Source organism: Streptomyces sp. NPDC046860 (assembly GCF_040645115.1).
Taxonomy (GTDB): domain Bacteria; phylum Actinomycetota; class Actinomycetes; order Streptomycetales; family Streptomycetaceae; genus Streptomyces.
Map to the genome: position 1 here is coordinate 1 of NZ_JBEYXQ010000009.1, position 23,936 is coordinate 23,936.

General features: G+C 74.2%; 23 protein-coding genes. 11 read left to right on the plus strand and 12 right to left on the minus strand.

Annotated elements, in window-relative coordinates; all coding sequences use genetic code 11:
* Nucleotides 1–152 precede the first annotated feature (152 nt).
* From ABZ898_RS15045 to ABZ898_RS15055, 3 genes are all read right to left on the minus strand, one after another.
* On the minus strand, nt 153–1,913 hold the full coding sequence (locus tag ABZ898_RS15045) for a nickel transporter (protein ID WP_361657761.1): 1,761 nt from the start codon (nt 1,911–1,913) through the stop codon (nt 153–155).
* Nucleotides 1,910–3,385, minus strand: coding sequence for a tetratricopeptide repeat protein (locus ABZ898_RS15050; RefSeq protein WP_361657763.1), 1,476 nt, complete (start codon nt 3,383–3,385; stop codon nt 1,910–1,912). The genes ABZ898_RS15045 and ABZ898_RS15050 overlap by 4 nt, the downstream gene beginning before the upstream one ends.
* Nucleotides 3,386–3,487: 102 nt before the next feature.
* Nucleotides 3,488–5,023, minus strand: a complete 1,536-nt coding sequence (locus ABZ898_RS15055) for a DUF4331 domain-containing protein (protein ID WP_361657766.1) — start codon at nt 5,021–5,023, stop codon at nt 3,488–3,490.
* Between the two features lie 157 nt (nt 5,024–5,180).
* Here ABZ898_RS15055 and ABZ898_RS15060 point away from each other — a divergent pair, with 157 nt between their 5' ends.
* The 3 genes from ABZ898_RS15060 to ABZ898_RS15070 all read left to right on the plus strand — a co-directional run bounded on the left by ABZ898_RS15060 (nt 5,181) and on the right by ABZ898_RS15070 (nt 6,984).
* Nucleotides 5,181–5,768 carry a sigma-70 family RNA polymerase sigma factor gene (locus ABZ898_RS15060; protein WP_361657769.1) on the plus strand — a complete coding sequence of 196 codons (588 nt, stop codon included), beginning with the start codon at nt 5,181–5,183 and terminating at the stop codon, nt 5,766–5,768.
* Nucleotides 5,765–6,586: an anti-sigma factor gene (locus ABZ898_RS15065; protein ID WP_361657771.1), complete on the plus strand. Its 822-nt coding sequence runs from the start codon at nt 5,765–5,767 to the stop codon at nt 6,584–6,586. The genes ABZ898_RS15060 and ABZ898_RS15065 overlap by 4 nt, the downstream gene beginning before the upstream one ends.
* 128 nt (nt 6,587–6,714) lie before the next feature.
* Nucleotides 6,715–6,984, plus strand: coding sequence for a hypothetical protein (locus tag ABZ898_RS15070; RefSeq protein ID WP_361657774.1), 270 nt, complete (start codon nt 6,715–6,717; stop codon nt 6,982–6,984).
* A gap of 95 nt (nt 6,985–7,079) precedes the next feature.
* Here the strand turns inward: ABZ898_RS15070 and ABZ898_RS15075 are convergent, their stop codons facing one another.
* The 4 genes from ABZ898_RS15075 to hmgA form a co-directional block, all read right to left on the minus strand.
* Complete coding sequence (locus ABZ898_RS15075) at nt 7,080–8,276, minus strand: CaiB/BaiF CoA-transferase family protein (protein WP_361657777.1); 1,197 nt, start codon at nt 8,274–8,276, stop codon at nt 7,080–7,082.
* A gap of 46 nt (nt 8,277–8,322) precedes the next feature.
* Nucleotides 8,323–9,471 (minus strand): type ISP restriction/modification enzyme, encoded by a 1,149-nt coding sequence (locus ABZ898_RS15080; protein WP_361657780.1) that lies wholly within the window; start codon nt 9,469–9,471, stop codon nt 8,323–8,325.
* A gap of 45 nt (nt 9,472–9,516) precedes the next feature.
* Nucleotides 9,517–10,266, minus strand: a complete 750-nt coding sequence (locus tag ABZ898_RS15085; protein ID WP_361657782.1) for a GntR family transcriptional regulator — start codon at nt 10,264–10,266, stop codon at nt 9,517–9,519.
* A gap of 61 nt (nt 10,267–10,327) precedes the next feature.
* The gene (gene hmgA / locus ABZ898_RS15090) at nt 10,328–11,641 is read right to left on the minus strand and encodes a homogentisate 1,2-dioxygenase (RefSeq protein WP_361657785.1); all 1,314 of its coding nucleotides are present in this window, start codon (nt 11,639–11,641) and stop codon (nt 10,328–10,330) included.
* 184 nt (nt 11,642–11,825) lie between these two features.
* Here hmgA and ABZ898_RS15095 point away from each other — a divergent pair, with 184 nt between their 5' ends.
* The 4 genes from ABZ898_RS15095 to ABZ898_RS15110 all read left to right on the plus strand — a co-directional run bounded on the left by ABZ898_RS15095 (nt 11,826) and on the right by ABZ898_RS15110 (nt 17,386).
* A complete protein-coding gene (locus ABZ898_RS15095) occupies nt 11,826–12,440 on the plus strand; it encodes a TetR/AcrR family transcriptional regulator (RefSeq protein ID WP_361657788.1) in 615 nt (204 codons plus the stop codon).
* A 104-nt stretch (nt 12,441–12,544) separates the two neighbouring features.
* The gene (locus tag ABZ898_RS15100) at nt 12,545–14,803 is read left to right on the plus strand and encodes a molybdopterin oxidoreductase family protein (RefSeq protein ID WP_361657791.1); all 2,259 of its coding nucleotides are present in this window, start codon (nt 12,545–12,547) and stop codon (nt 14,801–14,803) included.
* Nucleotides 14,804–14,901: 98 nt separating this feature from the next.
* On the plus strand, nt 14,902–16,290 hold the full coding sequence (locus tag ABZ898_RS15105) for an aldehyde dehydrogenase family protein (protein WP_361657794.1): 1,389 nt from the start codon (nt 14,902–14,904) through the stop codon (nt 16,288–16,290).
* Nucleotides 16,291–16,303: 13 nt separating this feature from the next.
* Nucleotides 16,304–17,386 (plus strand): Zn-dependent alcohol dehydrogenase, encoded by a 1,083-nt coding sequence (locus ABZ898_RS15110; RefSeq protein ID WP_361657797.1) that lies wholly within the window; start codon nt 16,304–16,306, stop codon nt 17,384–17,386.
* Nucleotides 17,387–17,414: 28 nt separating this feature from the next.
* On the opposite strand, the gene ABZ898_RS15115 is transcribed toward ABZ898_RS15110, so the two are convergent.
* From ABZ898_RS15115 to ABZ898_RS15125, 3 genes are read right to left on the minus strand one after another with little or no spacing between them, the layout of a single operon-like run.
* Nucleotides 17,415–18,347 (minus strand): DMT family transporter, encoded by a 933-nt coding sequence (locus ABZ898_RS15115; protein ID WP_361657800.1) that lies wholly within the window; start codon nt 18,345–18,347, stop codon nt 17,415–17,417.
* 55 nt (nt 18,348–18,402) lie between these two features.
* Entirely contained in the window at nt 18,403–19,116 is a 714-nt protein-coding gene (locus ABZ898_RS15120) for a helix-turn-helix domain-containing protein (RefSeq protein ID WP_361657802.1), read from the minus strand.
* A 40-nt stretch (nt 19,117–19,156) separates the two neighbouring features.
* Nucleotides 19,157–19,813, minus strand: coding sequence for a TetR/AcrR family transcriptional regulator (locus ABZ898_RS15125; protein ID WP_361658391.1), 657 nt, complete (start codon nt 19,811–19,813; stop codon nt 19,157–19,159).
* A gap of 100 nt (nt 19,814–19,913) precedes the next feature.
* On the opposite strand from ABZ898_RS15125, the gene ABZ898_RS15130 reads away from it, so the two are divergent.
* From ABZ898_RS15130 to ABZ898_RS15140, 3 genes are all read left to right on the plus strand, one after another.
* Nucleotides 19,914–21,065, plus strand: coding sequence for an acyl-CoA dehydrogenase family protein (locus ABZ898_RS15130; protein WP_361658393.1), 1,152 nt, complete (start codon nt 19,914–19,916; stop codon nt 21,063–21,065).
* 70 nt (nt 21,066–21,135) lie between these two features.
* Nucleotides 21,136–21,447, plus strand: a complete 312-nt coding sequence (locus tag ABZ898_RS15135; RefSeq protein WP_361657805.1) for a YiaA/YiaB family inner membrane protein — start codon at nt 21,136–21,138, stop codon at nt 21,445–21,447.
* A gap of 57 nt (nt 21,448–21,504) precedes the next feature.
* Nucleotides 21,505–22,128 carry a TetR/AcrR family transcriptional regulator gene (locus ABZ898_RS15140; protein ID WP_361657808.1) on the plus strand — a complete coding sequence of 208 codons (624 nt, stop codon included), beginning with the start codon at nt 21,505–21,507 and terminating at the stop codon, nt 22,126–22,128.
* 22 nt (nt 22,129–22,150) lie between these two features.
* Here ABZ898_RS15140 and ABZ898_RS15145 read toward each other — a convergent pair whose 3' ends face one another.
* Nucleotides 22,151–22,612, minus strand: a complete 462-nt coding sequence (locus ABZ898_RS15145; protein WP_361657811.1) for a MaoC family dehydratase — start codon at nt 22,610–22,612, stop codon at nt 22,151–22,153.
* A gap of 105 nt (nt 22,613–22,717) precedes the next feature.
* On the opposite strand from ABZ898_RS15145, the gene soxR reads away from it, so the two are divergent.
* Nucleotides 22,718–23,173 carry a redox-sensitive transcriptional activator SoxR gene (soxR, locus tag ABZ898_RS15150; protein ID WP_361657814.1) on the plus strand — a complete coding sequence of 152 codons (456 nt, stop codon included), beginning with the start codon at nt 22,718–22,720 and terminating at the stop codon, nt 23,171–23,173.
* Nucleotides 23,174–23,202: 29 nt separating this feature from the next.
* Here soxR and ABZ898_RS15155 read toward each other — a convergent pair whose 3' ends face one another.
* Entirely contained in the window at nt 23,203–23,928 is a 726-nt protein-coding gene (locus tag ABZ898_RS15155) for a 3-keto-5-aminohexanoate cleavage protein (RefSeq protein WP_361657817.1), read from the minus strand.
* Between the last annotated feature and the right edge of the window lie 8 nt (nt 23,929–23,936).

The window sequence follows — 23,936 nt, forward strand, 5'->3', positions numbered from 1 at the left end:
CTGGCACGCACGCTCGCCGCGTTGTCGGGATCGCCCTCGTACATCCAGTACGAGGGCGACCCTCCGCCTTGCGATCGCACGCACCAGACGCCGCGAGCCCTGCCCTCCGGGCAGACGACGCCACTTTGCGGACACGACCTAGCCAAAGTAGCTCAGCCGAGGGCGGTTGCGACCCCCTTGAGCATCAATCCGGCGCCCAGGAGCAGCACCGCCAGCGCCGAGGCCAGCGGGATCGTGCGGCGCAGCAGCGCGGTCGCCGGGTGGGCGCGGCGCGCCGGGTGCCGGTCCAGCAGCCGCCCGGCCAGCGAGCCGAGCCGGACCACGGCGAAGCCGGCCGCCGTCAGCGTCAGCGCCAGCCCGGCGCCGTACGCGACGACCAGCAGCAGCCCGAACCACGCCTGCCCGAGCGCCGCCGCGCCGACCAGCACGACGACGGCGGAGGGACTCGGTACGAGCCCGCCCGCGAAGCCGAGCAGGATCGTGCCCCTCAGGGTGGGGGCGACGGGGTGGGAGTGGGTGTGGCCGCCGTGGGTGTGGACGAGGGTGTGGGGGTGTGAGTGTTGGTGGGGGTGGGTGTGTGGGTGTGGGTGGGCGTCGTCGTGGTCGCGCCCGTGGGAGTGGTCATGGGAGTGGGCATGGTCGTGGGCATGCGCGTGATCGTGTGTGGGGTGGTGGGCATGGCCGTGCGGGTGGTCATGCGGGTGGTCGTGGGCCACATGTGAGGCGTCGCCATGTGGGCGCGGCCCATGTGCGTCCACCCCATGTCCGCCCGCCCCATGGTCCGACTCGCCATGTCCTCCGCCCACCAGCGCCAACGCCCGCACCGGCGCCGCCTCTTCGGCGGGCACGGTGCCGGACGGCGGGACGTGCGTGTGAGTGTGGCTCGCCTCGGCCGCCCGTGTCCGCCAGGCCCGGCGTACGAGGTTCGCGCCCGCGCCGAGGACCAGTGCGCCGCTGGCCACGCCCAGCCAGGCGACCACCGAGGGAGTGGCGGCGGACCCCGCCGTCACGAGCAGCCCGAGGGCGATCACGCCCAGGGTGTGGGTGACGGTGACCGAGGCCGCCAGCGGCAGCACGTCCCGCATCCTGGCCCGGCCGCCGCGTGCCGCGGCCGCCGCCGCCATCAGGGTCTTGCCGTGTCCGGGCGCCAGGGCGTGGGCCGCGCCGAGGGCGACCGCGATGAGCAGCGCGAGCGCGGCGAAGCCGACGGTCAGGTCGCGCCGGGCGACCAGGTCGTTCAGGGCCTGGGTCCAGCGGTCGGCGCCGCGCGGCAGCACCGAGGCGCCCGGCGCGTCCCGCTCGGGGGTCAGCGGGGTTCCGCCGGGCCGGAGCGTGAGCCGGGCGGCCGAGGTGTCCGCGGGCGAGGACAGCAGGTCCGCCGGGTAGGAGGTGAGTTCGTGGGAGACGGACTTCGCCGGCACGTCGGAGCGGCTGAGCGTCATGCGGTCGCCGCGCGCGGTGATCTCCCGCCACCCCGGTCCGGAGGACCGGTCCGCGCCCCGGAAGCCGAGGCTCAGCGTCGAGCCCCTCGGCAGCGGGGCCGACTCCGCGCACTCCAGGCGCAGCGTGTCGAGCCCGGCCTGACCGGGCCGGCGTATGGCCCGCGCGGCGGTGACCGTGAGGGTGACGCGGCGTCCGTCCACGGTGAGTTCGCTGCCGCGCGCCGCCTCCGCGCAGCGCAGCCCGGCCCACCGGGCGGTGCCGAGCCGTTTCAGGTCCGGCTCGGCCTGCGTCGCCGGGATCTCCGCCAGGTCCTCGACATGGGTGACCCGGAGCTGTCCGGGAGCGGCGACCAGGCCGTCGTACCGGTTGACGGTGAAGTTGCCCAGCGGATGCGCGTCCGCCACCGGTGCGGAGCCGAGCAGGACGGCACAGGCGCCGGCGAGGACGGCGAGGGCGCGGCGGAGCCTCACTTGGCCGCCTCCAGTGCCTTGCGGGCCTCGGCGGCGCCGAGCGGGGAGAAGCCGGGGTTCAGCTTCAGCGCCGCCGCCAGCGAGGCCCGGCCCTCCTTCGCGTGGCCGGTGGCGAGTTCGACGACGCCCCGGTGGTAGAGGAAGGACGCGTTGCGGTACCCGGTGGCGGTGGCCTCGCGGGCGTGTGCCAGGGCCTCGGTGTCGTGGCCGTTGACGTGCAGCGCCCAGGCCAGGGCGTCGGCCGTGTGGACGGTGTGCCTGCGTTCCCACTCGGCGCGGGCCGCGCGCAGGGCGGCGGCCTTGTCGCCGTGGTCGGCGGCGGCCAGCGCGGTGTCGAGATCGACGTCGACGCCGTTGGCGCGGGCGAGCGCGGTCCACGCCTGGACCAGCGTGTACTGCCGGCGCGCCTGCTCCCGGTCACCGGCGTCGCCGCGCGCCTCGTACAGCTCGCCGAGCGCGACCAGCGGGCCGGGCAGCGGGGCGCGGGCGACCACGTCCTCCAGCCCCTTCACGGCCGCCGCCCGCTGCCCGCTCGCCGCCTGGGCGCGGGCCCGGCCCTCCAGCGCGGGGAGGTAGGTGTCGTCGGCCGCCAGGGCGCGGGCGTACTGGGTGAGGGCGGTCTTGTAGTCGCCCTGGTTCCAGGCGAGTTGGCCGAGCTGGGTGGCCACGTAGGCGATGTCTCCGGGGGAGGTCGCGCCGGACAGTGCCTGCTCGAGGACGCGGCGGGCCGTGGTGACGTCGCCGCGCAGCTCGTGGACGTAGGCGTACCGGGTGAAGACGGGGGTGCCCGGCCTGCGCGCGTCGGCGGTGTCGGCGGCCCGCGCCGCCTCGGCGTACCGGCCGAGTTCGACCAGGGCGTCGATGCGGGAGCACAGGGCGCGTTCGTCGTAGGGGTTGTGCTTCAGCACCCGGTCCGCGTCGGCGAGGGCGCCGGTGAAGTCGTGGCGGGCGGCGGCCAGGGCGGCCCGGCCGGCCAGCGCCTTGTCGTTGCCGGGGGCGAGCGTCAGCGAGCGCTTCAGGGCGGCCGCGGCCTGCGGGTAGCGGGCCGGGTCGCCCTTGGTGCGGGCCTGTTCCACGTAGGCGAGGCCGAGCGTGGCCCAGCCGTCGTGGTCCTTCGGCTGCGCGCGCAGGTGGGTCTGGAGCGCGGTGACGGCCGCGTCCGGGTCGCCGCCCGCCAGCGCGCCGGGGTCCATGGCGGCGGCGGAGGCGGCGGCCGGAGCGACCTGACCGCCGCCCCGCGCGGCCCCGAGGGCGACCGCACCGCCGGTCAGCGCGACGGCCAGCAGGGCCGCCGAACACACCCGCCGGGCCGTCCGGCGCCCGCTCGTGCCCGCGGCCGCCTTCTCGCCGGTCCCGGCCGAAGCGCCGCCGGTCCCGGCCGAAGCGCCGCCGGTCCCGGCCGAAGCGATGCCGGTCTCGCCGGTCTCCTCGGCACCGTTCGTGTCCGAGGCGTCATTCCTACGCGGGCCCATGCCCTCTCCTAGCTCGCCTGATGATGGTCCGGAAGGGACCGGCGCGGCCCGCCGTGGGGGAAGGGGTACGGGCCGTGCCGGTCGTCTCTGAGCGGGCTCGCGTCAGTACGCGCGCCGCATCCGGCGGCGCCACCAGCCGACGACGGTGGCGAGCAGCAGGACTCCGGCCGCGCCCGCGGCCGCCGAGCCCGCGACCAGCACGGTGTTGTCCGTGCCGCCGGTCGCCGAGGCCGGGCTCAGCGCGTCACCGAGCTGGCTCTTCACATCGGCGCCCGCCGTCGTGCCCTTGGCCAGCGCACCGCGCGAACCCGCCGTGGGCTGGGCCACGTAGGGGAACGACTTCTCGAACTTCTTGTCGTTGGCGTCGACCGCGTCGCCCAGGTCGTTCTTGGCGCCCAGCAGCTCGCCCTCGACCACCTGGAGGGCCTCGTCGATCACGTCGTCGGTGAGCCGGCGGCCGTTGGGGAAGCCCGCGTTGTCGCCGTCCAGGACGCCGAGGCGCTTGGGGTGCATGGCCGGCTTGATCGAGGTGTTCAGCCGCAGCTGCTCCGAAGGGCGCACGTTCGGGGGCTGGTTGAGCCCCTTGACGCCCTTGAGGAAGACGTCGACCAGGTCGTTGCGCGGCTCGGCCGGGGCGTCGATCTTGTAGATGCCCTCGATGAGCTTGGGCAGCTCGGGGTTGGTGACGTTCTTCAGGAACTGGGCGTCGTGCGAGGGCTGGGAGGCGTTGAACCGGTCCTTGTCCGCCTGCGGGTTGACGACCTCGTTGACCAGCGGGTTGCCCAGGCGGGAGACCTGGCTGTAGTAGCCCTGCGCGTTGCGGCGCTGGGTGGTGGTCCAGATGCCGACGACCGGCTGGTCGGCCGACTGCCGGATCAGGTCGTTGGGGACCTGCAGGGCGATGCTGTTGACGTTGTAGCCCTTGAGGGTGTCCCGGCCGACCTCGCTGAGGTTGCCCCCGTACAGCAGGTCGAAGACGCGCAGGTCCAGGAAGAACGGGTCGTCCGCCTGGCCCGCGAAGGTCGCGGCGCCGCCCGCGGTCTTGTACACCGCCTGGGAGCGGAGCTTGCCGTAGTCCGGCATGGACGCCTTGCCCACGTTGGAGGGCGCGACCGGCACGTCGTCGGCCACCTTCGTCCTGGACATCGCGTGGCCGCCCTTCATGCGGACCAGTTCCAGGTCGTAGGTCTGGGTGATGTTGAGGTCGGGGTCGTCCAGGCTGGTGACGGGCCCGGTGTTGTAGAGGAACGTCTTCCCGTTCTTCGTCCGCGTCTTGAAGGTGTAGCGGAAGAGGAGGTCGTCCCGGGCGTCGCCGTCGCTGTCGATGTGCAGGTCGTACTGCGCGTCGTCGGCGAAGGTGTAGAAGTTCGGGCCGCCCGCCGGCTCCTCGAACGGTATCCAGTCGGCCACGATCGTCGTCGTGTCCGGCTTGTCGGGGCTGACGAACGCGTACAGGTCGGTGTTGTCGTACTGCGGGGTGCCCGAGATCAGCGGGGCCTCCCGGTGGGAGGAGGCGGCGGCCACCCCCGGCTCCAGCGTGGCGACACCGGCGGCCGCGAGCCCACCGGCGGCCAGCGCGCCGCAGATGAGCGGGACCAGCCCCTTGCGTGCCGTGCCGCTTCTGGCGAAGAGAGTCATGCCGTCCGTCCTTGGGTGCGACTTGCCTTGACGGACGGATATACGGAGCGATCGGCCGCCGCGGATTGGCCGGGGAGGAACTTTCTTTTTCCGTTTTCCGACCCGCGTTTCCGCCTCTCCGATCCGTATCAATCGCGGGAGGTGTGCGTTCGTGCGGATGCGAGGGGTCACAGGCAGGGCCGGGTGCGGCCACGGCCGGGGCGAGGGGGCGGAGACACTGCTGGTACGGGTGGCGGGCGGCGATCACCAGGCGTTCGAGGAGTTGTACGCGATGGTGTCCGGCCCGGTGTTCGGGCTGGTCAGGCGGGTCGTGCGCGACCCCGCCCAGTCCGAGGAGGTCGTCCAGGAGGTGCTGCTCGAACTGTGGCGCTCCGCCGCCCGGTTCGACCCCGCGCGGGGCAGCGCCCTGTCCTGGATACTCACCCTGGCCCACCGCCGCGCCGTCGACCGGGTGCGCAGCGCCCGCGCGGCCGGCGAACGCGAGCAGCGCGAGGCCCTGCGCTCCGGGGAACCCGCCTTCGACCAGGTCACCGAAGAAGTCGAGGCCGGACTCGAACGCGAGTGGGTGCGGCGCTGTCTGAGACGGCTGACCGACCTTCAGCGCCAGTCCGTCACCCTCGCCTACTACGACGGCTACACCTACCGCGAGGTCGCCGAACGGCTGTCCCTGCCGCTGGGCACCGTCAAGACCCGCATGCGGGACGGCCTGACCCGGCTGCGCGGCTGCCTGGGAGGTGCCGCGTGAGCCTCATCGCCCGGCTGACCCGCCGCGAGGACCCGCACTCGATGGCCGCCCCCTACGCGCTGAACGCCCTCGAACCCGGCGAGCGGCGCCGCTTCGACAAACACCTCGCGGGCTGCGGCCGCTGCACGGCCGAGGTCCGCGAACTGTCCGAGGACGCCGTCCGGCTGGCCTGGTCCACCGCCGTACCGGCCCCGCCAGCGTTGCGCGACCGCGTGCTGGCCGCCGTACGCACCACGCCCCAGGAGCCGGCGCCCCGCCCCGCCGGCCGGGAGCGCGCGGCCCAACTCCCGCCGCACGTCTGGGGGGTCCAGCCGCCGCCCGCCCGCAGCCGCCGGGCCGGGCGGCGCCCGCTGTTCGTGCCGTTCGCCACCGTGACCGCCGCGGCCGCCCTGGTCGTCGCCTCGCTCTTCGCGGTCCAGGCCCACCGCACCGCGGACCGGCTCGCCGCCGAGCGGGCGCGGTCACGTGACATCGCCCACGTTCTGGCCGCTCCCGACGCCCGCGCCACGGCCGGGACGGACGCGCGGGGACGCGCGCTCGCTGTGATCGCCTCGCCGTCCGAGGGCCGCGCCGTCGTCACCCTGAGCGGATACGGCACCCCTTCCGGTGGCCGGGTGCATCAGCTCTGGCTCATGCGCCCCGGCGCACAACCCCGCTCCCTCGGGCTTCTGGGCCGCGACACGCCCTTGGTCACCAAGGGCCTCGACAAGTCCGCCACGTCACTCGCCGTGACCGTGGAGCCGAACGGCGGCTCGACGCACCCCACTGGCCAGCCAGTTGTCCAACTCACCCTGAAATCAATCGGATTCGGAGAGTAGTCAAATAGGGATGATCAACCTCCTTGTGGGGAAGGTGAATCCCGTGGCCGAGAACACGCATGCCCTATCGGGACGATAGGGTTACTCTGCCCGTGGGCCGGGTGGATTTTGTACGGGTGGGGAGTGACATGGAGCAGATAACAGCGCGCGGCAGGGCCCGGGTCCCTGCGATCACCTGCGGCAGCGGTGCGACCAGCAGGCGTCTGGACCGCCACCTCGCGGTGCTGGGCGGACCCGCCATACCGCAGCGGGAGACGGTCGAGGCGACGTCGCTGATGCGTGAACTGACCGCGCGGGACACCGTGCGCCAGCGCAGCGACCGGCGTGTCCGCGTCAGCCGGGTCTCCCTCTTCGCACCCCTGCGCCGGCTTCGCCGGTCCCTCTTCGGCAACCACTGAGCCGCACCGGGTGCGCGGACTCCCCGGAGTTCCGCCCGGTTCCGGCTCGGCCCGAGTGAACCGGCGTCACCCGAGGGCCCGTACGCACGTCACGCTCAGGCCGCCACACCGTCCCGGCGCAGCGCCACGATCTCCTCGTCCGTCATCCCCACGGCACGGAGCAGCGCGTCGGTGTGCCGGCCGAGCGCGGGCACGTCCCCCGGTCGCGTCTCCTCGCCGCCCGGCAGGGTGATGGGCGGCAGCAGCGCGCGCAACGGTCCGACCGGCGAACCCACCCGCCGCCACCGCTGCCGTGCCGCCAGCTGGGGATGCTCCGCGAGTTCGGTCAGGTCCCTGATGCGTGCGCACGCGATCCCCGCCGCCTCCAGCCGCGCCAGCGCCTCGTCCGTCCCCAGTTTTCCGAGCACCCCCGCGACCAGGGCGTCGGTGCGCTCCCGCCCCGCCACCCGCGCCGCGTTGGTCGCGTACGCCGGGTCGTCCGCCAACCGCGGTTCGTCCAGCACCTGTTCGGCGAGCCGGCGCCACTCCCGGTCGTTCTGCACCGACAGCAGCACCCGGCCGCCGTCCGCCGTCGGGTAGGCGTCGTAGGGCACGATCACGGCGTGCGCGAGGCCGGTGCGCGCGGGGGGTTCGCCCCCGTGCATCGTGTGGTGCAGCGGATGGCCCATCCACTCGGCCAGCGCCTCCAGCATCGACACCTCCACCGGACCGCCCCGCCCGGTCGTGCCGCGCCGCACCAGCGCGGCCAGCACCCCGGAGAAGGCGTACATGGCCGCCGCGATGTCCGCCGCCGGGATGCCCGCCTTCACCGGCCGCTCCGAGGTGCCGGTGACCGACACCAGCCCCGCCTCGCACTGCACGAGCATGTCGTACGCCCGCTTGTCCGCGTACGGGCCCGAGCCGCCGTAACCCGAGATGTCCACGGCGACCAGCCTCGGGTCCGCCGCGCACAGGGTCGCCGCGTCCAGGCCGAGCCGGGCCGCCGCGCCGTGCGCCAGGTTCTGCACGAACACGTCCGCGTCCGCGATCAGCCGCCGTACGACGTCCAGGCCGCGCGGGTCCTTCAGGTCCAGAGCGATGGACTCCTTGCCCCGGTTGCACCACACGAAGTGCGAGGCGAGACCCCCGGCGGCGGTGTCGTAGCCGCGCGCGAAGTCACCGCCGTCGACCCGCTCCACCTTGATCACCCGTGCGCCCAGATCGGCCAGTTGACGGGTGGCGAAGGGGGCGGACACGGCCTGTTCCACGGCGACGACGGTCACGCCCTCCAGGGGCGGCGGCAGCAGATCCATCCCGCGATGATCTCCCGCCGGGCCCCGGCTGTCACCGGTTCCCCCGTCAGAGCAGGGCGAACTGCCCCTCAGGGCCCTCCTCCTGGTGGTCCAGGACCGAGGCGGGGCGGCGGGTGCGGGGCGCCGGCGGGAGGACTCCGTCCGCGCGCAGAAAGGCCGCGGTGACCGGGGCCGGCACCGGGTCCAGGGCCTCGCGGGGCTCCGCCAGCAGGGACAGCACCGTGATCAGCTCCAGCAGCTCCGAGGTCCAGCCCTGGGGCCAGGCCGCCGGGCCGATCGCGGCCAGTGTGCCGGGGGTGCCCGGGGTCGTGCGGGCCGCGAACCAGGACTCCAGGGTGCGCACCCCGGCCACCTCGTGCTCCCAGGCCGCGACCGGGACGGGGGAGACGCGGCCCTCGTCGAGGTGGAGGGTCTCCTCCTCCGGGTCGTAGCGCAGGGCGCGCGGGTTCGGGGGCAGCGGCGCGCGGACGTAGGGGCGGCGGCCGCCGGGCAGCTTGGGGCGCTCCCCGTCCCGGCGCATCAGCCACAGCGTGCGCCGGCCCGACGCGACGCCCCGCGCCCACACCTCCGGGTCCCCGGTGAGCGGGACGGTCAGGTCGGCGCGGACGGCGGCCAGGACCCACGCCAGCACGTCCGTCTCCGTGGGCCGGGAGCCGAGCCGCGCGGCCAGCCGGTCCGTCAGGCCCGGCGCCAGATTGGGTTCGGCGCCGCCGGGACGCCGGTACAGCGGGCGGACGCGGCCCCCCGCCAGGGTCGGCAGGAGCGAGGTCGCCAGCAGGGGATGTGCGCCGGCCCCCGCCTCGACCAGGAACACCTGTCGTTCGTCCGCCACCCGCCACAGCTCCGGGCGGGCGGCGTCGATGAGCCGCTGGTCCGGGATCAGCCACCGCTCGTCGAACGGCGCCGCGAGCACCCGCACCGGCTCCGGGCACGGCCCCGACGCCCGCGCCAGCCGTTCCGTCCCGGTGCGCCGGCCGGGCAGCTGGGCCACCGAGGACCGGATGTCACGTGACCGGGTCGGCTCGAACAGGGCCGACCGCCCGGCCCCCTCGGCCGCGAGCAGGGCCGTCCAACGGGCCTTCAGGGACGCCGGGTCGGGTGCCGTCGGCCAGGCACGGCCCAGCCGCGGCGGTGCGACGGACCACGGCATGAGGTCCGCCAGGGGCGGTGCGTCCTCGTTCGTCACGCCCGGCATGCTACGTCCTCGCTCCCGGGCGGGGCACGGGAACGCGGGCGCGGCTCAGGTGGCCTCCAGCGTGACGGTGAAGGAGAAGCGGTCGCCCCGGTAATGGATGACGGCGACGTCCAGCACGCGGCCCGCGGAGTCGTAGGTGACGCCCGTGTAGTGCAGGATCGGGCTCAGCAGCGGCACGCCCAGCAGGCGGGCGGTCTCCGGGTCGGCGAGCCGGGCCTCCACCGTGTCCGTGATCCGGCTGATGTCGGCGCCCACCACGTCCCGCAGCACCTTCGTCATCGGCCAGCGGGCCAGGTCCGCCGGGTCGATCCGGTCGGCCAGTTCGGGGCGTACGTGGTTGACAGCGTGGTTGGTCGGTTCCCCCGTCGCGGCGTCCCCGCGCAGCCGGTGGTAGACGGCCACCTCGGGCAGGCCGGGGAAGTGCTCGGCCAGCGCGGGCGGCACGGGCACGCGCGCGTGGTCCAGCAGCTCGGCCGTCATCCCCGACTGCTGGGCCACGATCGCGTCCACCGAGCCCAGCAGCCGCACCGGCGCCCCGCGCCGCGCGTCCGGCTCGATGAACGTGCCGCGCCGCCGGTGCCTGCTGATCAGCCCCTCGTCCTCCAGCTCCTTCAGCGCCTGGCGCATCGTCAGCACGCTCACCCCGTAGTGCTCCGCCAGGCGTTCCTCGGTGGGCAGCCGCAGCGGGTCCTCGGCCGAACGGCCCAGGATGGAGGCGCGCAGCGACTGCGACACCTGGTACCAGAGCGGCAGCTTGCGGTTCAGGACGATCGAGTCCGGGGCGAAAGAGGTCACGCGGCTATCCGTACCTGTGGTGGTTCGTGCGGCGCAACGGAGCGGTCGCACACAGCGGTTGTCACGGTGTGCGGAACTGCGGGCGGAATCCGCGCCACACGTCGTCGTAGCCCTGCTGGAGATGGTCCGCGCGGGCGGCGTCCGGGGTGAGGGTGATCGGCCAGCGGGTCTCGAACATGAACGCCAGCCCGTCGTCGATCCGCTGCGGGCGCAGCTCGGCCGCGCTCGCCCGGTCGAAGGTCTCCCGGTCCGGGCCGTGCGCCGACATCATGTTGTGCAGCGAGCCGCCGCCGGGCACGAAGCCCTCCGCCTTCGCGTCGTAGGCGCCCTCGATCAGGCCCATGTACTCGCTCATCACGTTCCGGTGGAAGTACGGCGGCCGGAAGGTGTCCTCACCGACCAGCCAGCGGGGCGCGAAGACCACGAAGTCGGCGCCCGCCAGTCCCGGTGTGTCCGAGGGGGAGGTCAGGACGGTGAAGATAGACGGGTCCGGGTGGTCGTAGGAGATGGTGCCGATCACATTGAACCGGCGCAGGTCATAGGTGTACGGCACATAGTTGCCGTGCCAGGCGACCACGTCGAGCGGGGAGTGGTCGTAGGTGGCGGTCCAGAGGTTGCCGCAGAACTTGTTGACCACCTCCACCGGGCCCTCGGTGTCCTCGTACGCGGCGACCGGGGCCCGGAAGTCACGTGCGTTGGCCAGGCCGTTGGCGCCGATGGGGCCGAGGTCGGGCAGCCGGAAGGGCGCCCCGTAGTTCTCGCACACATAACCCCGTGCCGAGTCGTCCAGCAGCTCCACACGGAAGCGGACTCCCCGGGGGACGAGCGCCACATATGCCGGCTCCACATGGAGTCGCCCGAACTCGGTGTGCAGCAGCAGTCCGCCCCGCTCCGGCACGATCAGCAGCTCTCCGTCGGCGTCCGAGAAGACCCGGTCCATCGAGGAGTTGGCGTGATACAGGTGCACCGCCATGCCGCTGCGCTGGGTCGCGTCCCCGTTGCCGCCCAGGGTCCACAGGCCCGCCAGGAAGTCGGTGCCCGGCTCCGGCTCGGGCAGCGGACTCCAGCGCAGCCGGTTGGGGTCAGGCACCGAGTCGGCGAAGGGGGCCGTGCGCAGGGAGCCGTTGGCGGTCCGGGTGAAGGCGGGATGCGCGGCCGACGGGCGGACGCGGTACAGCCAGGAGCGGCGGTTGTGCGCCCGGGGCTCGGTGAAGGCCGTGCCGCTGAGCTGCTCCGCGTACAGGCCGAGCGGCGCGCGCTGCGGTGAGTTGCGGCCCTCGGGCAGGGCGCCGGGCACCGCCTCCGAGGCGTGTTCGTTGCCGAAGCCGGTCAGGTACGTCAGCCCCTCGGCGGTCTTCCGCGCGTCCCCGGTCATGATCGCTCCCTTGCGTCCCGATTCCTATGCAGCACCGTAGGAATGCTGGTGGGTGTGCGCAAGAGGCAGGCGCGCCCTTCACCCGGGGGAGCGCGACAACCAGCCGCCCGGGGGAGCGGGCCCGGCTCCCGGGAAGGCGGACCCGACTCCCGGCCTTCACCGCCACCATGTGTGCAGGCATCATGTGGCCGTGCACCATGTGACATCGCTCCGCCGCACCCCCGTACAGCGGCGCAGCACCGAACGGCTGACCCGCATCCTCGACGCCTGCGCGGCCCTCCTGGACGAGGTGGGCTACGACGCCCTGACCACCCGCGCGGTCGCCGAGCGCGCGGCGGTGCCCATCGGCTCGGTGTACCGCTTCTTCGGCAACAAACGGCAGATGGCCGACGCCCTCGCCCAGCGCAACCTGCGCCACTACGCCGAGCACGTCACCGCCCGGCTGAAGGAGGCGCCGCCCGGGGACTGGCGGGCCGCGATGGACGTCGTCCTGGACGAGTACCTCGGCATGAAGCGCACCGCCCCCGGGTTCGCCCTCGTGGACTTCGGCAACCAGATACCGGTCGGCTCCCGGCGCACGGCGCCCAACACCCGCGTCGCCGACCGGCTCGCCGAACTCGTCGCCGGTTACCTGGGCCGCGTCCCCGACGACGACCTGCGCCGTGTCCTGCTGGTCGCCGTGGAGAGCGCGGACACCCTCGTCCAGCTCGCCTTCCGCGGCGACCCGGACGGCGATCCGGCGATCATCCACGAGACGAGGGAACTCCTGCGGGCCTATCTGGGCCGCGTTCTGGACTGAACCGGCCGCACAGGGCTCCCCACCATGCCTACCGGTCGGTATGCTCGCCTGGGCCGGCACGCCCGTGCCCGTCCGGCAGCGCCGCCGACCCTCCGGGAGGACCCGTGTCCCGCACCGCTCTGCGCATCTGCCCCTTGTGCGAGGCCACCTGCGGGCTGACCCTCACCGTCGAGGGCACCCGGGTCACCGGCGCCCGGGGCGACCGCGACGACGTGTTCAGCAATGGCTTCATCTGCCCCAAGGGCGCTGCCTTCGGTGCCCTCGACGCTGACCCCGACCGCCTGCGCACCCCGCTGGTCCGCGAGAACGGCGAGCTGCGCGAGGCCAGTTGGGAAGAGGCCTTCGACGCCGTCGCGCTGGGCCTGCGCCCGGTCGTGGAGCGGTACGGCGCCGACGCCCTCGGTGTGGTCCTCGGCAACCCCAACGTGCACACCATGGCCGGCGCCCTGTACCCGGCCCTGCTGCTCGGCGCGGTGCGCACCCGCTCCCTGTTCACCGCCTCCACCGTCGACCAGATGCCCAAGCACGTCTCCAGCGGCCTGCTGTTCGGCGACGCCAACGCCATCCCTGTACCCGACCTCGACCACACCGACCACCTGCTGCTGATCGGCGCCAACCCCCTGGAGTCCAACGGGAGTCTGTGCACCGCGCCCGACTTCCCCGGCCGGCTCAGGCGGCTCAGGGCACGCGGCGGCACGCTCACCGTCGTGGACCCGCGCCGCACCCGCACCGCCGCCCTCGCCGACCGCCACATCGCCATCCGGCCCGGCGCCGACGCCCTGCTCCTCGCCGCCATGGCCACCGTGCTCTTCGAGGAGGGGCTGGCCGACCTCGGGGATCTCGCGCCGCACGTCGACGGACTGCCGGAACTCCGCGAGGCCCTCAAGGACTTCACCCCCGAGGCCGTCTCCGGGGCCTGCGACGTCGAACCGGACACCGTCCGCGCCCTCGCTCGTGAACTCGCCGCCGCGCCCACCGCCGCCGTGTACGCCCGCATCGGCAGCTGCACCGTCCCGCACGGCACCCTGGCGAGCTGGCTGGTCGACGTGCTCAACATCCTCACCGGCAACCTCGACCGCCCCGGTGGCGCCCTCTTCCCCCAGGCCGCCACCGACCGCGCCCCCCGTCCCGCGGGCCCCGGCAGGGGCTTCGCACTGGGCCGCTGGCACTCCCGGGTCCGCCGGCTCCCCGAGGCCAAGGGGGAGCTGCCGCTCTCCGCGCTCGCCGAGGAGATCGACACCGCCACCCCCGAGGGCGAACCCGTCCGCGCGCTGATCGTGATCGCCGCGAACCCGGTGCTGTCCGCGCCGGACGGCGCCAGGCTCGACAAGGCCCTGGACTCCCTGGACTTCATGGTCAGTGTCGACCCCTACCTCAACGAGACCTCCCGGCACGCCCATGTCGTGCTGCCCCCGCCCCCGCCCGCGCAGAGCCCGCACCACGACTTCGCGTTCAACACCCTCGCCGTCCGCAACCAGGTGCGCTACACCCGGCCCGCCGTCCCGCTGGAGCCCGGCAGGATGGCCGAGACCGAGATACTCGCCCGGCTGGTCCTGGCCGCGGGCGGCATGCACGGGGCCGCCCCGGACACCGTCGACTCCATGGTCGTCGACCAGACCCTCGGCAAGGCCGTCCAGGACCCCGCCTCCCCGGTCCACGGCCGCGACCCGCGTGAACTCGCCGCCCTGCTCACCGGCGTCGACGGCCCCGAGCGGCGCCTCGACATGATGCTGCGCCTCGGCCCCTACGGAGACGGCTTCGACGCCCGTCCCGACGGCCTCACCCTCGCCCGGCTGCTCGACCACCCGCACGGCATCGACCTCGGCCCGCTGCGCTCCCGACTGCCCCAGCCGCTGAGGACGCGCAGCGGCAAGGTCGAACTGCTGCCCGGCCCGCTGGCCGACGACCTGCCCCGGCTGCGCGAGGCCCTGCGCGAGCGGCCCGTCGGGCTCGTCCTCGTCGGCCGCCGCCATCTGCGCTCCAACAACAGCTGGCTGCACAACGTGCCCGCCCTGACCGGCGGCACCAACCGCTGCACCCTGCACCTGCACCCCGAGGACGCCGAGCGGTTCGGCGTCCGCGACGGCGAGCCGGTGCGGATCAAGGGCGCGGGCGGAGAGGTGACCGCGCCCGCCGAGGTCACCGACACCGTCCGGCCGGGCGTGGTGAGCCTCCCGCACGGCTGGGGCCACGACCGCGACGGCACCCGCCTCGGCCACGCCGGACGCGAACCCGGTGTCAACGTCAACCAGCTTCTCGACGGCACCCTCCTCGATCCCCTGTCCGGCAACGCCGTCCTCAACGCGATCCCGGTCCGGATCGGCCCGGGACGCGTCGGGGAATCCCTGGCGCCGGAAAACTAACACCGCTAGTTTGGTGCGCGGTCACCCCCGAAGACGCCGCGCTCCTGGGAGTCTTCTGGCCGGGCCGCAACGCACGCCACACGCCGGGAGGAAGCACCATGAAGCCGCACGACGGTCTCTACATCGACGGCGCCTGGCGCCCCGCGCTCGGCACGCACGCCGTCGAGGTGATCGACCCCGCCGACGAGCAGGTCATCGGACGCGTCCCGGCCGCCGGAGCCGCCGACGTCGACGCCGCCGTCCAGGCCGCGCGTGCCGCGCTGCCGGGCTGGGCCGCCACGCCCCCGGCCGAGCGCGCCGCGCGGCTGGCCGCCCTGCGGGACGCGCTGGCGGCCCGCGAGGACGAGTTCACCGAGACGGTCACCGCCGAACTCGGCGCCCCCGCCCCGTTCGCGCGCGCCGTGCACGTCGGCCTGCCGCTCGCCGTGGCCGCCTCCTACGCCGAACTGGCCGCCGCCCACCCCTTCGAGGAGCGGGTCGGCAACTCCACCGTCCTGCACGAGCCCGTCGGGGTCGTCGGCGCGATCACCCCCTGGAACTACCCGCTCCACCAGATCGTCGCCAAGGTCGCCCCGGCACTCGCCGCGGGCTGCGCGATCGTGCTCAAGCCCGCCGAGGACACCCCGCTCACCGCCCAGCTCTTCGCCGAGGCCGTCCATGACGCGGGCCTGCCCGCCGGGGTGTTCAACCTGGTCACCGGCCTCGGCACGGAAGCCGGACGGGCGCTTGCCGGGCATCCCGACATCGACATGGTCTCCTTCACCGGCTCCACCGCGGTCGGCCGGGAGATCGGAGCCGCGGCCGGGGCCGGGGTGAAACGGGTCGCGCTCGAACTCGGCGGCAAGTCCGCCAACGTCATCCTGCCGAGCGCCGACCTCGCCAAGGCCGTCGCCGTCGGCGTCGCCAACGTGATGGCCAACTCCGGCCAGACGTGCAGCGCCTGGACCCGGATGCTGGTCCACCGCGACCGGTACGAGGAGGCGGTCGGGCTGGCCGCGGAGGCCGCCGCGAAGTACGGCGACCGCATCGGGCCCGTCGTCAGCGCCCGGCAGCACGCCCGGGTGCGCGGCCACATCGAGCGGGGCGTCGCCGAGGGCGCCCGGCTGGTCGCGGGCGGCGCCGAGACCCCGCGCCAGAAGGGGTACTTCGTCAGCCCCACCGTCTTCGCCGACGTCACCCCGGGTATGACGATCGCGCAGGAGGAGATCTTCGGCCCCGTACTGTGCGTGCTCCCCTACGAGGACGAGGAGGACGCGCTGCGCATCGCCGACGGCACGGTCTACGGCCTCGCGGGCGCCGTCTGGGCCGGGACCGCCGAGGAGGCGGCCGCGTTCGCCCGCCGGATGCGCACCGGACAGGTCGACATCAACGGCGGCCGCTTCAACCCCCTCGCCCCCTTCGGCGGGTACAAGCAGTCCGGGGTCGGCCGGGAACTCGGCGCGCACGGACTCGCCGAGTACCTCCAGACCAAGTCCCTGCAGTTCTAGAGGAGCGCGCGCGATGACCGTACGAGCCGCCGTCCTGCCCGCGGTCGGAGCCGGGCTGGAGATCACCGGCATCGAACTGCCCGAGCCCGGGCCCGGCCAGGTGCGGGTGCGCCTGGCCGCCGCCGGGGTCTGCCACTCCGACCTGTCCCTGTCCGACGGCACCATGCGGGTGCCGGTCCCCGCCGTCCTCGGCCACGAGGGCGCCGGCACTGTGACCGCCGTGGGCGAGGGGGTCGCGGGGCTGCTTCCCGGCACGCCGGTCGTCCTCAACTGGGCCCCCGCCTGCGGGGGTTGCCCGGCCTGCGCGCGGGGCGAGGTCTGGCTGTGCGGCAACGCCCTCGACGGCGCCGCGCGCGTCCACGCGCACACCGCCGACGGCACCGCGCTCCACCCGGGGCTCAACGTGGGCGCGTTCGCCGAGGAGACGGTCGTCCCCGCGGCCTGCGCGCTGCCGCTCCCCGAGGGCGTCCCCCTCACCGACGCGGCCCTCCTCGGCTGCGCCGTCCTCACCGGCTACGGCGCCGTCCACCACTCGGCCCGGGTCCGGCCCGGCGAGAGCGTCGCCGTGTTCGGCGTCGGCGGGGTCGGTCTCGCCACCCTCCAGGCGGCCCGGATCGCGGGCGCGTCCCGCGTCATCGCCGTGGACGTCACCCCGCACAAGGAGGAGCTGGCCCGTGCCTGCGGCGCCACCGACTTCCTGATCGCCGACGAGCGGACGCCGCGCACGATCCGCTCCCTCACCGACAAGCAGGGCGTCGACGTCGCCGTGGAGTGCGCGGGCCGCGCGCGGAGCATCCGGGCCGCCTGGGAGTCCACCCGCCGGGGCGGGCGCACCACGGTCGTCGGCATCGGCGGCAAGGACCAGCAGGTCACCTTCAACGCCCTGGAACTCTTCCACTGGGGCCGCACCCTGACCGGCTGTGTCTACGGCGACTCCGACCCGGCCCGCGACCTCCCCGTCATCGCCGCCCATGTGCGCGAGGGCAGGCTGGACCTGTCCTCGCTGGTGACCGACCGCATCACCCTGGAGGACATCCCGGCCGCCTTCGAGGCCATGCTCGCGGGCCGGGGCGGCCGCGCCCTGGTGGTGTTCTGATACGGGTTCAGCGTCCCCCGTTCCGGGTTCAGCGCACCCGGTCGGGCCGTGGCACCGCGTCCGTCACCCGGGCCGGTGCCGTGCGCCCGCGCGACCGGGCCACGGCCACGCCCGCCAGGCACAGCACACCGCCGCCCAGCATGACCGGACCCGGTACCTCGCCCAGGGCCAGCCAGGACATCACCACCACCAGCGCGGGCACGGCGTACGTCGTCGCGCCCAGCCGGGAGGCGCTGGTGCGGGCCAGCGCGTAGGCCCACGCGGTGAAGGCGAGCGCGGTCGGGAAGACACCGAGGTACACCATGCCCAGCGTGGCCGTCAGCGGCGCGTGAGCGGCCTCCGACACCAGTTGCCCGGCGAACGGCAGGCAGGCCACCGCGCCGACCAGGCAGCCGTACGCCGTCACCTGGAGGGCGCTCGCGCGGGCCAGGGCGGGCTTCTGCGCGACCACCCCGGCGGCGTACGCGACCGCCGCGAGCAGGCAGGCCACCACGCCGAGCACCGAGGAACCGCCGCCGCCGGCCGACATCGACAGGCCCACGACCACCGCGCCGGTGAAGGACACCGCCATGCCCGCCAGCAGCCGGGGCGGCATCGGGTCACCGAGGAACCGGGCGGCGAACAGGGCTATCAGCAGCGGGCCGACGTTCACCACCAGGGCCGCGGTGCCCGCGTCCACCCGCTGCTCGCCCCAGTTCAGGGCGACCATGTAGAAGCCGAACCACAGCACCCCGGACACCAGGATGCCGGGCCAGGCTCCGCGCGGCGGCCACCCCTCGCGCCGTACGGCGCACAGCGCGGCCAGGGTGAGACCGCCCGCGAGCAGCCGGCCGAGCGCGAGCGCGCCCGGCGAGTAGGCGTCCCCGGCGCTGCGGATCACCACGAAGGCGGACGCCCACAGCAGCACGGTGACGCCGGCGGCGGCCGCGGGCAGCAGACGGTGACGCGGACTGAGGTCCATCGGACTCCTCGGATCGGTGGAGGGGGAGACGGGAGGGGGAGGGAAGCGAGGGACGTCAGGCCAGCGCCCGCCGGTCGATGCCCAGCAGGTCCGCCAGCGCGCTCTCCCCGGCGGGCGTCACCCGGATCGCGCGCCCCGTGCCCACGCGCACGCACCAGCCGGTGTCCAGCGCGTACCGGCACAGCGCCGCGCCCGCCGCGCCCCCGAGATGCGGGCGGCGCTCGGTCCAGTCCAGGCAGGAGCGGGCCAGCGGGCGGCGCGTGGAGCGGTCCACGGTGATGCCCGCCTCGCCGAACCAGGCGAGGCCCGCGTCGGTGAGGGCGAACCCGGCGTCCTGGCGCAGCAGCCCGCGCGCGGTCAGCGCGTCGGTGACCGCGATGCCCAGCCGGCCGGCCAGGTGGTCGTAGCAGGTGCGGCCGCGCGCCAGGGCGGACCGGGTGCGGACCTCCCGCAGGGTGCGCGGGACCTGGAGCAGCGCCTCCTGCGGCAGATGCGCCGCGAGATCCTCGACGAGCTGTGCGGTGCGCGGGTCGGCCAGCCGGACGTAGCGGTGCCGCCCCTGGCGTTCCGTCGCGAGCAGGCCGCCGTCCACCAGCCGGTTCAGGTGCCCGGTGAGGGTGGAGGGCGCGACCCGGACGTGCCGGGCGAGCTCCCCGGCGGTCCACGCGCGGCCGTCCAGCAGGGCCAGCAGACAGCCGGCCCGCGTCTCGTCGGCGAGCAGCGCGGCGAGCGAGGCGAGGGCGGTGGCGCACGGTTCCCTGGCGGTCATGTGCACAGCATGCGGTACGGACACTTCGGCGGCCGCCGAATTATGGGAGGGCGCCCGGCTCCGCCTGCCCGTACTGGGCCTCCAGCCCGGCCAGCAGTGCCGCGAGCCCCGTCTCGAAGGCCCGCTCGTCGATCTTCTCCTGCTGCTCGGCGAGGAGGTGGGCCTGGCCGAGGTGGGGATAGTCGGCGGGGTCGTAGGCGCTCGCGTCGTCGACGAAGCCCGCGGCGAACGAGCCGAGCGCGGAGCCCATGATGAAGTACCGCATCAGCGCGCCGATCGAGGTCGCCTGGGCGGGGGACCAGCCCGCGTCGACCATCGCCCCGTACACCGCGTCCGCCAGGCGCAGTCCGGCCGGGCGGCGGCCGGGGCCGTGCGCCAGGACCGGGACGATGTTGGGGTGCTCGCGCAGCGCCGACCGGTAGGAGACGGCCCAGTCGTGCAGCGCCGTCCGCCAGTCCCGGCCGTCCTCGAACATCGACAGGTCGACCTGTGCGCTCACCGAGTCCGCGACCGCCTCCAGGATCTCGTCCTTGGTGCGGAAGTGGTTGTAGAGGGAGGGCCCGCTGACGCCGAGTTCGGCGGCGAGCCGCCGGGTGGAGACGGCCTGGAGACCCTCCGCGTCCACGAGGGCCCGCGCCGTCTTCACGATCCGGTCGGTACTGAGCAGGGGCTTGCGCGGTCGGGCCATGGCGCACATAGTAGGGCTGCGCACGGAAACTAGCAGTGCTAATTTAAATGTACGTCTTTCAAGGGCCTTGCGCGGGGTTCCCGCCGGGGCCGTGTGGGGTGATCGCGTGGTGAACCTGGGCCTGAGCGAGGAACAGGCGGCCGTACGGCAGTTGGCCCGTGACTTCGTGGAGCGCGAGATCGCCCCGAACGCGACCGCCTGGGACCGCGCGGAGGAGGTCGACCGGGGCATCGTGAAGAAGCTCGGCGAGGTCGGCTTCCTGGGGCTGACCATCGGCGAGGAGTACGGCGGCTCCGGCGGCGACCATCTCGCGTACTGCCTGGTCACCGAGGAACTGGGACGCGGCGACTCCTCGGTGCGCGGGATCGTCTCCGTCTCCCTCGGCCTGGTCGCCAAGACCGTCGCCGGGTGGGGGAGCGAGGAGCAGAAGCGGCGCTGGCTGCCGGGGCTGACCTCCGGCGAGCTGATCGGCTGCTTCGGCCTCACCGAACCCGGCACCGGCTCCGACGCGGGCAACCTCACCACCAAGGCCGTACGGGACGGCGAGGACTATGTGCTGAGCGGCACCAAGATGTTCATCACCAACGGCACCTGGGCCGACGTCGTCCTGCTCTTCGCCCGCTCCACCGACGCCCCCGGCCACAAGGGCGTCTCCGCCTTCCTCGTCCCCACCGACACGCCCGGCCTCACCCGCCGCACCATCCACGGCAAGCTCGGCCTGCGCGGCCAGGCCACCGCCGAACTGGTGCTGGAGGACGTGCGGGTGCCCGCCTCCGCGATGGTCGGCGCCGAGGGCAAGGGCTTCTCCGTCGCCATGTCCGCGCTCGCCAAGGGCCGGATGTCGGTGGCGGCGGGCTGCGTCGGCATAGCCCAGGCCGCCCTGGACGCGGCCGTCGGATACGCCGGTGAGCGCGAGCAGTTCGGCACCTCCATCGCCGGGCACCAGCTCGTCCAGGAGCTGATCAGCGACATCGCCGTGGACGTGGACGCCGCCCGGCTGCTCACCTGGCGGGTCGCCGACCTGATCGACCGGGGCGAGCCGTTCGCCACCGAGTCCTCCAAGGCCAAGCTGTTCGCCTCCGAGGCCGCCGTGCGCGCCGCCTCCAACGCCCTCCAGGTGTTCGGCGGTTACGGCTACATCGACGAGTACCCGGTCGGCAAACTGCTGCGCGACGCCCGGGTGATGACCCTGTACGAGGGCACCAGCCAGATCCAGAAGCTGCTGATCGGCCGGGCGCTGACCGGTGTCTCCGCATTCTGAGGCTTTCTGAGTACCGGTACTGAGTACCTCGGCGGATGTGGCCCGCACCGCGTCCGCCGACACTCGTTCCATGAGCGACACACCCGTCAAGCAGCAGTCCACGTCCGCCTTCTACGGCCAGGCCGTCGCCTCCTTCGCCGTCGCCATGACGGCCACCGCGATCGGCGTCTACCGGCTCGAAGCCAGCGCCTGGGTGCGCGGCTTCCTCGCCATCGCCGTCCTCTACCTCGTCACCTCCGCCTTCACCCTCGCCAAGGTGATCCGGGACAGACAGGAGGCCGGCGAGATCGTCAGCAGAGTCGACCAGGCCCGCATGGAGGAACTCCTCACCGCCCACGACCCGTACCGCAAGACCCCCGACCCCCGGCAGCAGTCTCGCTAAGCGGGCGCTCACCTTCGGCGGTATGGTGGTGCTCCGGTCACCGAGGAGGGGCGAGCGATGAGTGCGGCGGAGGAGACGGTCGGCGGCGAGGCCGAGCCGTGGGCGGAGGTCACCCCTGACGCGGCCCGGCGGCTGCTCGTCGCCGCCGTGGAGGCCTTCGCCGAGCGCGGCTACCACGCCACCACCACACGCGACATCGCGGGACGCGCCGGGATGAGCCCCGCCGCGCTCTACATCCACTACAAGACCAAGGAAGAGCTGCTCCACCGGATCAGCCGCATCGGTCACGACAAGGCGCTCGACATCCTGCGCACCGCCGCGCGCGGCGAGGGCACGGCCGCCGAGCGGCTCGCGGACGGCGTCAGCTCCTTCGTCCGCTGGCACGCCGGACGCCGCACCACCGCGCGGGTCGTCCAGTACGAACTGGACGCGCTCGGCCCCGGCGCCCGCGCCGAGATCGTCGCGCTGCGCCGCCAGGTGGACGCCGAGGTGCGCGGGATCATCGAGGACGGCGTGGCCGCCGGCGAGTTCGACGTGCCCGACGTGCAGGGCACCACCCTCGCCGTCCTGTCGCTCTGCATCGACGTCGCCCGCTGGTTCAGCGTCGACGGCCCGCGCACCCCCGACCAGGTCGGCGAGCTGTACGCGGGCCTCGTCCTGCGGATGGTCGGGGCCCGCTGACCCCGGCGCCCGCGCTCCGGGGTCAGAAGTAGTAGCGGGACACCGACTCCGCCACGCACACCGGCTTGTCGCCGCCCTCGCGCTCCACGGTGAAGGCGACCGACACCTGGACCCCGCCCGGTACGTCCTCCACACCGGTGATCACCGCCGTGGAACGCAGCCGGGAGCCGACCGGCACCGGAGCGGGGAAGCGGACCTTGTTGGTGCCGTAGTTGACGCCCATCCGCACGCCCTCGACCGCGATGAGCTGCGGCCCGAACAGGGGGAGCAGGGAGAGGGTGAGGTAGCCGTGCGCGATGGTGGTGCCGAACGGGCCCGCGGCCGCCTTCTCCGGGTCCACGTGAATCCACTGGTGGTCGCCCGTGGCCTCCGCGAACAGGTCGATCCGCTTCTGGTCGACCTCCAGCCAGTCGGTGTGGCCGAGCTGCTCGCCCACGGCCGCCTTCAGCTCGTCGGGGGAGGTGAAGGTCCTCGGTTCTGCCATGATCCCGGCCTCTCGCGTCGCGTGTCTAAGCAACTGCTTAGCATGGTGGTGTGCGCGGCACCTGTCAACGGCTCGGCCCCCTGGCGGGTCGGTAGGCTCGGCACGGTGCCCCAGCTTCCCGAGAAGATCCACGAGCTGACCGTAGGCCAGTTGTCCGCGCGCAGCGGCGTGGCCGTCTCCGCCCTGCACTTCTACGAGTCCAAGGGCCTGATCGGCAGCCGCCGCACCTCCGGCAACCAGCGCCGCTACAGCCGCGACACCCTGCGCCGGGTCGCCTTCGTCCGCGCCGCCCAGCGGGTCGGCATCCCGCTCGCCACCATCCGCGAGGCCCTCGCCGAACTGCCCGAGGAGCGCACCCCGACCCGCGCCGACTGGGCCCGGCTCTCCGAGGCGTGGCGCTCCGAACTCGACGACCGGATCGACCAGCTCAACCGGCTGCGCGACCACCTCACCGACTGCATCGGCTGCGGCTGCCTCTCCCTGGCCACCTGCGTGCTGTCCAACCCCGACGACGTCATCGGCGAACGCGGCGCCGGCTCAAGGTTGTTGCGGGAGAAGTGAGGACTCCCGCACGCACCGGCCCCGTGCCGCTACGCCCCGCGCCGGGCGGCGCCGTACTGGGCCAGTCCCGCCGCCACCAGCCTCCCGTTGGACGGGGCGAGACGGCCGTCGGGGAGGCGCAGGGTGTCCTCCAGGCCGATGCGGGTCGCCAGGCCCCGCCGGGCGGCCAGCCGCAGCACCGGCCAGGCTCCGCCCTCCTCGCCGTGCAGCAGCACGGGGCGGCCGTGGGCCGCGCCCAGCGCGGTCAGCAGGGCGTGCGCCGACACCTCCGCGGCCGCCGGGCCGGGGTCCGTCACCTCCGCCAGCACCCGCAGGACCCGCGGCCCCAGCGGCGAGGCCGCGAAGCGGGCCGCGCCGTCCGTGCCGGACCAGATGCCCGCCTCCACGCCGACACCCCGCGCCAGCAGCAGCCCGGCCAGCTCCCCGGCGCCCGGCTCGTGCCAGTTGACGGAGGCGAAGTCGGGCAGCACCGTCCAGGACCGCACCCGCTCCAGCCGCGCCTCGGGGTCCGGTTCGGCCCACGCGCCGGTGGTCACCCCGACGGGCACCCCGGCCCGCGCGCGCAACGCCGCGACGACGGGCCCGACCACCCGCGCGGACAGGGACTCCCGCCCGCACGGTGTCCGGGGGTGCACATGCACCTCCGTGGCCCCGGCGGCGACGGCCTCCGCCGCCGACCGCGCCAACTCGTCCGGTGTCAGCGGGACATGAGCCCCGTCCGCCGCCGACCTCCCGCCGTTCAGACAGACCTGCACCGTCCCAT